This window comes from Aminicella lysinilytica (genome assembly GCF_004362975.1).
GTDB lineage: Bacteria > Bacillota > Clostridia > Peptostreptococcales > Anaerovoracaceae > Aminicella > Aminicella lysinilytica.
This window is the reverse complement of record NZ_SNXO01000051.1, coordinates 1-10,390: the sequence shown is the minus strand read 5'-3', so window position 1 is coordinate 10,390 and position 10,390 is coordinate 1. Positions and strand designations below refer to the sequence as shown.

9 protein-coding genes are annotated in these 10,390 nt (G+C 48.7%); all 9 read right to left on the bottom strand.

The window, feature by feature from the left end; all coding sequences use genetic code 11:
• Window positions 1-175 precede the first annotated feature (175 nt).
• Window positions 176-1,663 carry an aldehyde dehydrogenase family protein gene (locus tag EV211_RS09790; RefSeq protein ID WP_133529255.1) on the bottom strand — a complete coding sequence of 496 codons (1,488 nt, stop codon included), beginning with the start codon at window positions 1,661-1,663 and terminating at the stop codon, window positions 176-178.
• Window positions 1,664-1,913: 250 nt separating this feature from the next.
• A complete protein-coding gene (locus EV211_RS09785; RefSeq protein WP_133529254.1) occupies window positions 1,914-2,738 on the bottom strand; it encodes a hypothetical protein in 825 nt (274 codons plus the stop codon).
• Window positions 2,732-3,427, bottom strand: coding sequence for an ABC transporter ATP-binding protein (locus EV211_RS09780; RefSeq protein WP_133529253.1), 696 nt, complete (start codon window positions 3,425-3,427; stop codon window positions 2,732-2,734). The genes EV211_RS09785 and EV211_RS09780 overlap by 7 nt, the downstream gene beginning before the upstream one ends.
• Window positions 3,428-4,000: a GntR family transcriptional regulator gene (locus EV211_RS11095; RefSeq protein ID WP_133529252.1), complete on the bottom strand. Its 573-nt coding sequence runs from the start codon at window positions 3,998-4,000 to the stop codon at window positions 3,428-3,430.
• Between the two features lie 339 nt (window positions 4,001-4,339).
• Window positions 4,340-4,687 carry a putative signal transducing protein gene (locus EV211_RS09770; RefSeq protein WP_133529251.1) on the bottom strand — a complete coding sequence of 116 codons (348 nt, stop codon included), beginning with the start codon at window positions 4,685-4,687 and terminating at the stop codon, window positions 4,340-4,342.
• 83 nt (window positions 4,688-4,770) lie between these two features.
• Window positions 4,771-6,528, bottom strand: a complete 1,758-nt coding sequence (gene thrS, locus EV211_RS09765; RefSeq protein WP_133529250.1) for a threonine--tRNA ligase — start codon at window positions 6,526-6,528, stop codon at window positions 4,771-4,773.
• Window positions 6,529-7,163: 635 nt separating this feature from the next.
• Window positions 7,164-8,591, bottom strand: a complete 1,428-nt coding sequence (locus tag EV211_RS09760) for an LCP family protein (protein ID WP_133529249.1) — start codon at window positions 8,589-8,591, stop codon at window positions 7,164-7,166.
• A gap of 17 nt (window positions 8,592-8,608) precedes the next feature.
• Complete coding sequence (locus tag EV211_RS09755) at window positions 8,609-9,433, bottom strand: ABC transporter ATP-binding protein (RefSeq protein WP_133529248.1); 825 nt, start codon at window positions 9,431-9,433, stop codon at window positions 8,609-8,611.
• The gene (locus tag EV211_RS09750; protein ID WP_166635436.1) at window positions 9,430-10,236 is read right to left on the bottom strand and encodes an ABC transporter permease; all 807 of its coding nucleotides are present in this window, start codon (window positions 10,234-10,236) and stop codon (window positions 9,430-9,432) included. The genes EV211_RS09755 and EV211_RS09750 overlap by 4 nt, the downstream gene beginning before the upstream one ends.
• Between the last annotated feature and the right edge of the window lie 154 nt (window positions 10,237-10,390).

Here is a 10,390-nt window from a genome sequence, read left to right as displayed (position 1 = left end):
CCTCACGATGTGAAACTTGCAAGTCGCTTTGGGGTTCGTCGGCAACTACGCCCCACGTGGACTTTCACCACAGATTGACGGCATGCCCGTCATACGTAAAAACCGCCTCGACATAAGTGTCGAAGCGGTTTTCGGAGATGATCACCGAGGTGATTTCCTCGGATCATTTACTGTTCTATGGTGCAGGATAGAATCCTGATGGATCTTCACTCAGGTTGATCATTATGTTCTTCATCTGAGTGTAATGTTCCAGTATTACCTTATGAGTTTCACGGCCTATGCCGGACTCTTTATATCCGCCAAATGGCGCACCCTCAGGAATTGCATTATATGTGTTGACCCACATACGTCCTGTTTCGATTCCCCTGGAAACTCTGATAGCTCTGTTGATGTCGCGTGTCCAGACAGCTCCGCCCAGTCCATAAGTACTGTCATTAGCCATTCTGATAACATCCTCTTCATCCTTGAACTTAATGACAACTGCCACAGGTCCGAAAATCTCTTCCTGAGCAACTCTCATCTTATTAGTAACATTTGTGAGCAGTGTCGGCTTCATATAGCAGCCCTTGGCCAAAGCACCTTCTGTAGCTCTCTCACCACCGCAGGCAACTGTAGCACCCTCTGACTGACCTATATCTATGTAACTCAGGATCTTGCCCATCTGGATCTCGTTGATCTGTGAACCCATCTGAGTATCATCATCCCAAGGCATTCCCAGTTTAACTGCATTGAATCTCTTAACAGCTTCTGCTACGAATTTGTCGTAGATGCCTTCCTGTACGAATACTCTGGAACCTGCGCAGCATACCTGGCCCTGATTGAACAGGATACCAAGCTGGATGCCGTCCATAGCCATTTCCCATTTGCAGTCATCAAAGAATATGTTAGCAGACTTTCCGCCCAGCTCCAATGTTGAAGGGATAAGTTTGTCTGCAGCTGCTGCCGCAACATTTCTGCCGACTTCTGTGGATCCTGTGAAAGCAAGCTTTCTGAATCCCGGATGCTCCAGCATATACTGTCCGGATTTGCTTCCTGCTCCTGTGATAACGTTGAATACTCCCTTAGGAATGACATCCTGCACCAGTCTTGCAAACTCAAGTACACTCAAAGGAGTGGAACTTGATGATTTGAATACTGTGCAATCGCCTGCTGCCAGTACCGGTGCCAGCTTCCATGCTGCCATAAGGAACGGGAAGTTCCATGGTACTATCTGGCCTACGACTCCGATAGGCTCTCTCAGAATCAGACTCATAGTATTATTGTCAAGCATATTAGCGCTTCCCTCTTCTCCGAGGATGCAGCCTGCAAAATACCTGAAATGATCGGCTGACATAGGAACATCTATTGCCATACACTCTCTGATAGGTTTTCCGTTATCCATGGACTCTACCATGGCAAGGAATTCTTTGTTCTCGTCTATAATATCGGCAACCTTGTTCAGAATACCGGCCCTTTCAGCCGCAGTTGTCTTTTTCCAGGAATCGAATGCTTTCCACGCTGCTTTTACAGCATCATCAACATCTTCCCTTGTAGCCTGTGCGCAGGTAGCTAGTTTCTCGCCTGTTGCCGGGCATGTTGTCTCAAATGTACCGCCGTCTGAAGCGTCTCTCCATTCGCCTCCGATATAAAGCTGATACTTATCCTGTAGTTTTGCCTTCTTCATTTTACGACCTCCTTAAGATCATTTTTATTTATAAGAAAATCTTACTCTTGTATTTATTTCAATGCAATAATAGTTATGAATTTAACAAAATATTTTTAAAATTCGGGCTTTTTTCTACAGAATTCTGCGCAGGTCTTAACAAAAAATCCCCACAGAAAAAGTGCCTTGTTATTTGATTAACAAATTCAGGGCACTTTTCTTATTTTTCCCCTCTTAAATTAACAAAATATCGTTAGTATACAAACACCCCTTATTCCAGATTGAGTTTGTATTTCATAAGCAGTCTTGTGATGACATAGTATATAGCTGCTACAACTGCAGTGAATACTATCGATACGAGCATTATCTGCTGAGCATACAACACTGAATCCACTACCTGCTGCTCTATGTTGTTGCCGCTGATTTCGAAGGTCTTGACGCCCACGAAACTGCCTGCTACGGATTCCACTATGCACAGACCGATAAAGACGGCCAGCGAAAGCAAGCCAGTGTGTTTTTGTACCTGATGACCTACGGAGATGGACGCGTAGACCTTCAGCGCGAATGCCGCGCCGGTCAGTATCATTATCAACAACACTTCCAATATCAGTACGGCCAGATTGCCACTGCCGATTTCATCGGCTACCATTCTCAGTCCCCTGCCGATTTCGTTGAAGACGGCACCAACGTTAGTGTCGGCTGAGCCGGACGTCAGCAGGATCAACGGCAATGTTACCATGCCTACGATGCCGGAAAACAGCGACCAGACCATTGCAGAGATGGTTTTGCTCAAAATGTGAGCGTCTATGGATGCCGGCAATGTCAGCATGAAGTAACCTTCGGTGCCAAGCAGGTTCCGGCTGAAGCGCTGAACTATGAGTACCATTGTCATTACGACTATGGCTACCAGAAGCACTACATATACAACTACAATGAGCACTGCCATTATGCTGCCTACTATGCCGGTGCTGTTCATGGCGTCTGAGAAGTTTATCATCAGTCCCAGTATGGCGGCTACGGCCAGAAGCGCTCCGTATAGCGGGAGCAGCGTCCTTCCCATAGCTTTGAATTCATATTTTAAAAGCTTTCCTAACATTTGAATACCTCCCTGAACAATCCATCAATGCTCTTTCCTCTCTCTTCTCTGAGCTGATCTGCCGGCTCGTGGACTACTACATTTCCATCTTTCAGGAAGATGACGTCGTCCAGGATCGACTCGATGTCTGCGATCAGATGGGTCGATATCATTACTATGGCGTCCTCGCAGTAATTGGAAATTATCGTCTTGAGTATGTAATCTCTGGCTGCCGGGTCTACGCCGGCGATAGGCTCGTCCAAAAGATAAACCTTGGCGTCTCTCGACATGATCAGAACCAGCTGCACCTTTTCTCTGGTGCCCTTTGAAAGTTTCTTGATGGCTACGTCTCTCCTGATGTCCAGTGACGCCAGCATCTTCTCTGCCTTTTCCCTGTTAAAGTCCGTGAAAAAATCCCCATACATTTTGAACAAAGCATCTACTGTCATATACTCCGGCAGAAAATCTCTGTCTGGAAGATATGCTACGACGGATTTACTTTCTACCCCTGGATCGTGTCCGTCGATTATTATGCTTCCGTTGGTCGGCTGAAGCAAGCCGTTGGCCATCTTGATCATGGTCGTCTTGCCGGAACCGTTGGGTCCCAGAAGGCCGACTATCTGTCCCTTCTCGATAGTCAGGTCAACGCCGTTCAGCGCCCTGGTGTGACCATAATACTTGGTCAGGTTTCTACATTCTATCATTGCCATTTAACGTTCCTCCTTTTGTGTGTTTACGATACTGTGTGCTACTTCATTACCCGGTGCAGTTCCGGTAGCCTTATGCATTTCCGAATTCTCTGTTGCAGTTCCGGTACTGTGTGCTACTTCATTACCCGGTGCAGTTCCGGTAGCCTGATGCATTTCCGAAATCTCTGTTGCATTACCATTACCCGGTGCAGTTCCGGTAGCCTTGGGCGGGTTACTTTGTGCCCAATTGCTTACTGCCGATTCAATTTCCTCATTCGTCATTCCCAATCCCTTCAGCTTGGCGAAAAAGTCCGCTATGTACTTCTCTGCCAGCTGCATATGCAAATCCTTCAAAACCTCTTCCTCCCGTGTTACAAATCTTCCGTTGGTGCGCTCTGTGTAGACCAGACCCCTGCGTTCCAACTCCCCCAGTGCTCGCTGCATAGTATTCGGATTCACCCCTGCATCCGTTGCCATGTCTCTGACTGACGGCAGTTTGTCGCCAGGCTCGTAGGCGTTACTCGCTATTCTGATACTCATCTGATCGATGATCTGCGAATAGATGGGCTGCCCGTCCTTAAATTTCCATTCCATAAGTTCCCCCTATCATAGTGTTACTGTATTAGGCACTTAATACAGTAACACATACTTATAGGGTTGTCAACAGATTTTATGAAAAAAATTGTAAATGATTCTGATGCAGGGTTTGATATAAAACAATCTTACAAACCTTGAGCTGGTGCAATGTGATCGAATGGCCTCTGCGCACGTATTTGGCTGAAATATTCATTGATGGTGCGCAAAATCAAAATTTTCAGGAATAAATGCATTTATACGACCAAATCACTAATAAAAGGTGCAGGCAAGGTGTTGCCGCCGGCCCGCGCGCCGACTAAAAAAGTGGCTATTGCCTAAGCAATAGCCACCCAGTTTTTATTTGTCATCTTCAGGAGTCGCATCCACGCAATCGTCCTCAGCAGGCCAATCCTCGCAGTCATCGAGAGGAACCGCAATAATAATGTTTTTTGCATCCTCCAGACATTCGGCGGGCACATAGAGTTCTATGTCGCCTACCAGGTTATTTCCGAAAACGATTTCCATATAGTTGCTGGAACCAATGTACTTGCGCTCGCTGGGAATGCCCTCGCCGCGGAGCTTCGATTCCAGAATATCCGCCTGAAAACTATCGTTGACAGTGCATAGATAGGCGCCATCACGCCATCTGTAACCATCATCAGGCGATGTTTGATTTTCGATTTCTTTTTTCTTAAAAATCCCCATATTCGTCTCCTATTTGGCACGCGGTTTGCGACCAACATAATCTTGGCATAGCATTTGCGCCCACGCTATAGGGCAAGCAAACCTTACTCTTCTGTTCCCAATGCTTTGTCTTCTACTTCCTTGACCAGTTTGGCAACGAAGTCGTCTACCGACATTGTTCCCAGGTCACCGGTCTTGATGGAACGGACTGACAAGGAATCGGATTCCGCTTCGCGCTCGCCGATAACACAGATATAAGAATTACGGGCATTGCGGGCTTCGCGCAGCTTGTAACCTATCTTCTCATTACGAACGTCAACCTCCACACGAAGGCCGGCAGCCTCACACTGAGCCTTCACTTTGTACGCATAGTCTGCGCAGTTCTCGGCAACTGTCAGCAGCTTCACCTGAACAGGCGCCAGCCAAAGCGGGAACTTGCCTGCGAAATGCTCCGTCAGGATACCTATAAATCTTTCCACAGAACCAAGGATGGCGCGGTGGATCATTACCGGGCGGTGTTTCTCATTATCAGAACCGATATAAGAAATATCGAAGCGCTGTGGCATCTGGAAATCCAGCTGGATCGTGGCGCACTGCCATGTCCTGCCCAGAGAATCCTTGATATGGAAGTCAAGCTTAGGGCCATAGAAAGCTCCGTCGCCTTCATTCACCTCATAATCAATGCCGAGACCTTCCACCGACTGGCGCATAGCCTCAGTAGCCTCGTCCCATTCTTCCTTTGTGCCCATGCAATCCTCAGGCTGAGTAGACAGCTCGATAGCATATTTGAACCCAAAAGTACCATACATGTAGTCGATCAGTTTTACGACTGACTGAACAGTATCCTTGATCTGGTCCATGGTGCAGTACATGTGAGCGTCATCCTGAACGAATGACCTTACTCTCATGAGTCCGTGCAGAGCGCCGGAAAGCTCGTGACGATGGACACGACCCAGCTCGGCGTATCTGATTGGCAGATCCCTGTATGAGTGGATCTTGCTCTTGTAGACCAAAATCGAACCCGGGCAGTTCATCGGCTTGATTGCGTAATCTTCATCATCTATTTTAGTGAAATACATGTCATCTTTATAGTGATCCCAGTGACCGGACGTGCGCCAAAGCTGCTCGTTCAGAATCATCGGAGTCATGATTTCCTGGTAGCCCCACTGTCTGTGGACCTCTCTCCACCAATTGGTCAGCTCATTTCTGAGGATCATACCGTTAGGCAGGAAGAACGGGAATCCAGGTCCTTCAGGATGCATCTCGAAAAGTTCCATTTCCTTGCCGATCTTTCTGTGATCGCGTTTCTTGGCCTCTTCCAGCATCTTCAGATAATTGTCGAGCTCCTCCTGAGTCGGGAAGCACGTGCCGTAAATTCTCTGCAGCATTTTATTATGCTCATCGCCACGCCAGTAAGCGCCGGCAATACTCATAAGCTTCACAGCCTTGACTTTGCCCGTGGATTCCAAATGCGGTCCGCGACAAAGATCGACGAAGTCGCCCTGTTTGTAGAATGAAATGGTCTCATCTTCCGGCAGGTCGTTGATGAGGATGACCTTATAATCCTGGTCCAGCCCCTTCATGTACTCCAGCGCCTCGTTGCGCGGCAGCTCAAATCTCTCAAGCGGCAGGTTTGCCTTGATGATCTTCTTCATTTCTTTCTGGATGGTCAACAGATCCTCATCGGTGATCTTATGCTCCATGTCCACGTCGTAGTAGAATCCGTCCTTGATGGCCGGCCCTATTGCGAACTTTGCGTCAGGCCACAGGTGTTGAATCGCCTGGGCCATTATGTGTGACGTCGTATGCCTGTACCTCAGTCTGACATCTTCGTCGTTGAAATCGATTTTTTCTTTCGCCATTTTATTTACCTCTTATATATATATCCATTATGAACAAAAACTAACTTGACTTGGGCCGGGGCACTTTCTGGGCCGGGGCGCTTTCTGGGCCGGGGCTCTCTGGCCGGGGCACTTTCTGGGCCGGGGCTCTCTGGCCGGGGCACTTTCTGGGCCGGGGCGCTTTCCGATCACCGCGCACGGTTTTGCCCCTTTTTCAGGCACAAAGTGCGACTTGGCCGGTTTTATGTCGGTCAGGTGCACGGTTTTGCCCTTTTTTCGGGTACAAAGTGCGACTTGGCATGTTTTCAACTGGTCTCGCGCACGGTTTCCACGAAATAATGAATAAAAGGTGCACTTTCCAGTCTTATAATTTGATTTTACCCCGAATCTGTATATGTACTCGCACTATTATATCAGATAATCCGATAAACCGTGCGCAAATCTCTCAAAAATATCCAAATGTGCACCTTTTGTCTGAAATATCTTCAGAACCGTGCGGAAAGGCCTTGTTTTGTCCCTCAATGTGCACTATTTAGCAAATAATTGACCAAAACCGTGCGCGCCAAGGGATTTCGCCGTGGGCGCCACATGGCACTGACCTTGCTGCCGGCAGCATTGCGGCCGGCAGCATTGCTACCATGCGCGCCGCATCTCGCTTATTCTGTAGCCCCGCTATCATCGGTAGAACCACCGGAACCTGATCCGCCGCCTGTCGAACCGCCGGAGCCGCTATCGCCGCCAGATGATCCGCCACCGGACGAACCGCCGGAACTACCGCCCGAGGACCCGCCGCTGCTGCCGCCTGAACCGCCGGAACTGCCACCGGAACCTCCCGAACTGCCACCGGACGAACCGCCGCTGCTGCCGCCAGATGAATTGCCGGAAGACGAGCCGCCGGTATTGCCGGAGCTGCTCGAACCGTTAGTAGTGGCGTTGCCGGAGCTGGTCGAACCGCTGGAACTGGAGCCGTTAACTGCCGATGCTATAGTGCTCGACAAGTTGACTACAGTATTTGAAACCTTATAATCCTCCTGGCCGAAGAACTTCACGTGGAGTTTCTTCACATTGTCTGCCAGGCCATCCGGGAATACATAGGAAATACCATTGATGTAACCTGTGGTCACATCGAATGGGAAACCGCTGCTCTTATCGATCTGCAGTTTGGCAAGGCGCTGAGCCAGGCCAATCATATCATTATTAGAAAGATTCGTCTGACACTGTGGCAGGCAATCGTCCATGATCGAGAGCAACTTGGTGATGCTCATATCCTGGAGTTTGGCCGTTACCTTCTTGATCACTACTCTCATTCGGCTGGTGCGCTTGAAATCATCGCCGACTCCCTTACGGATACGTCCGTAAGACACAGCCTGAACGCCTTCCAGCTTCTGCTTTCCAGCCTTCTTTACAAGATTATATTTCTTCTGGCCGATGTTGTTTGCAGTCTGGATTGTGTACTTATTCAGCTGCTGGATCTCGTAATCCTTCACGTCCACAGTGATGCCGCCTACATCGTCCACCAGATTAGCTACCATTTTGAAATTGAACAGGACATATTTGCTTACGTTCAGATCCATAGTCCTGTTGATAGTCTGAACCGCCGTAGTCGCCCCGCCTGACGCGTAGGCGCTGTTTATTTTGTTATATGAACCTGTCTCGCCGATTTCCGTGTATGTGTCACGGTATACAGAGATCAGGTTTACCTTCTTATTCTTGGTGTTCATGCTGACGATGATTATGGCGTCAGTATTGTGGCCCTTCAGATTGGACTTGTCCATGCTTCTGGAGTCCACGCCCAGAAGAGCAATATTAACATAGCCGTTGACATCCACACAGGAAAGCTTCTTGGTATCCAAAGTAGTCTTCTGGATCTTGTTCAGCTTGCTGTTTATGTAGGCGTAGCCTGCCGCCGCGCCGGCCAGAATGACGATGATCAGGACCAGCGCCACCTTCTGCCAGGTCTTCCAGTTGCGGAAGCCCTTCTTCTTGACAGCCGCTTCGCCGCCGACGCTCTTGATCTTGCCTTTGCCTTCATATTTATTATTGTCAGCGAAAATATTCTTCTGACCATATTTCTTACTTCTCATGACTCACCCTCGCCCTCTTAAAAAAGTCTGACTTCCTTAGCAGCCTGCTTTTTCCTGCGTTTTTCTTCATCCTCGGTTTTGACCATGTCTTTGTAATAGGCTATGCTCTCATCTATGGTGCCGTCAAATACTATCGCGCCCTTCTTCAGAACTATGCCGCGATGGCAGAACTCCGCGGCCACCTTGGTGGAATGTGTAACAAAAAGGAACGTGATGTTATAGTTGTTTACAAGGTCGTTGATTTTCTCTGTGCATTTGTTTTTAAATGATACGTCGCCGACGCTCAGGGCCTCGTCGACGATGAGTATTTCCGGCTCGATGTTGACGTTGATGGCGAAGCCCAGCCTGGCCTTCATGCCGCTGGAATAGGTACGGACCGGCTGATCCATGTAGTCTCCCAGTTCAGCAAAATCAACAATAGCAGGCTCCAGTTTGGCGATCTCGTCGTTCTTCATACCCATGAGCTGGCCGCGGAAGTAAATATTCTCCCGGCCCGTAAACTCCGGGTCGAAGCCGGCTGTCAGCTCCAGCAAAGCGCTGACCCTGCCGTCGACAACTATGTCGCCCTTTGTTGGATAAGTTACCCCCGTGATCATCTTCAAAAGCGTGGATTTGCCCGCGCCGTTGCGTCCGAAGAGAGCTACTGCCTCGCCTTTTCTGATGGTAAAGTCCACATCATTGACGGCCTTCCTGACCTTGCACTTGACGTGCTTGGAGAAGATCGCGCGGAAACGCTGCTTGTCGTTCTTGTAGAGCTTGTACTCCTTGGTCACGTGGCGGAATTCGATAGCCGAATCGCCGCTTATTTCTATATTATCGTTTGTAGTCGTGATATTACTCATATTACGTCCGGTATTTCCTTTCTCAGCTTCTTATATGCCCAGCACGCCAGAATTATCATTATGACAGTTACGATGGCGAAGTTCCGCAATTCGGTCGGGGTCTCCCAGAACCACCTGTGATATATCAGTGTGTTTCTGTAGCCGTTGGCGATCAGCGTTACCGGATTGAACATCAGTATGTTCTTGATCCACACGTAGTCGATCTTGGTGGCGTCGTACAAAATACCCGACAGCCAGAACAAGGCCGGCACAAAGGCTTTCACAAGGTTGAGGAAGTCTTTGCTCATGGCGGACAAAACCCCCGCGAAGAGGCTCCACGCCGTGAAGAATATGAACATTATCAAAATGTAAAATGGCAGCTGAAGGTAGTAAATTGTCGGATAATCTCCGAAGCCGATGTATATGGCGATCATGATGCACTGGAGCGCCAGGTTGGTCACCAGGTTGGACATGCTCACAAAAGTAGGTATTGTGTCCACCGGATATTTGATCCTCTTGACCAGATACTTGTACCGCCTGATGGATGCCGCGCCGCCGTTGAGGGTGTCGCGCATGTAGAACCACGGCGTGAATCCGGCTATAAGCCACAGAAAATACGGGTGCCCGTCCACGGGCGCGCCCTTCTTGATTCCTATGGAAAATGCAAACCAGAACACGAAAATAGTGACCGCAGGCCTGATGACTGCCCAGGCCCAGCCAAGGGCCGCGCCTCTGTATGTCTTGATTATATCTGCCTTGGCCAGCTTGATCAGCTGTCTTCCATAGGTCACGTGGTCTTTCAATATCTCAATAAATGTTCTCAAATTTAAACCCCTATATATTATCGATTGATTTCTTCACTAAATCAGCAAATTTGTATGATATTATACCATAGTATCAAGGAAAGTACAAGGATTTGCAGCCTATAGGCCGTCATAAAAATGCCGGCCGCAAAACCTGTGCCGGCGTCGTGCACGG

Coding starts and splice junctions, on each gene's coding strand:
- EV211_RS09790 (WP_133529255.1), bottom strand. CDS start 1,663: ATGAAGAAGGCAAAACTACAGGATAAGTATCAGCTTTATATCGGAGGC.
- EV211_RS09785 (WP_133529254.1), bottom strand. CDS start 2,738: ATGTTAGGAAAGCTTTTAAAATATGAATTCAAAGCTATGGGAAGGACG.
- EV211_RS09780 (WP_133529253.1), bottom strand. CDS start 3,427: ATGGCAATGATAGAATGTAGAAACCTGACCAAGTATTATGGTCACACC.
- EV211_RS11095 (WP_133529252.1), bottom strand. CDS start 4,000: ATGGAATGGAAATTTAAGGACGGGCAGCCCATCTATTCGCAGATCATC.
- EV211_RS09770 (WP_133529251.1), bottom strand. CDS start 4,687: ATGGGGATTTTTAAGAAAAAAGAAATCGAAAATCAAACATCGCCTGAT.
- thrS (WP_133529250.1), bottom strand. CDS start 6,528: ATGGCGAAAGAAAAAATCGATTTCAACGACGAAGATGTCAGACTGAGG.
- EV211_RS09760 (WP_133529249.1), bottom strand. CDS start 8,591: ATGAGAAGTAAGAAATATGGTCAGAAGAATATTTTCGCTGACAATAAT.
- EV211_RS09755 (WP_133529248.1), bottom strand. CDS start 9,433: ATGAGTAATATCACGACTACAAACGATAATATAGAAATAAGCGGCGAT.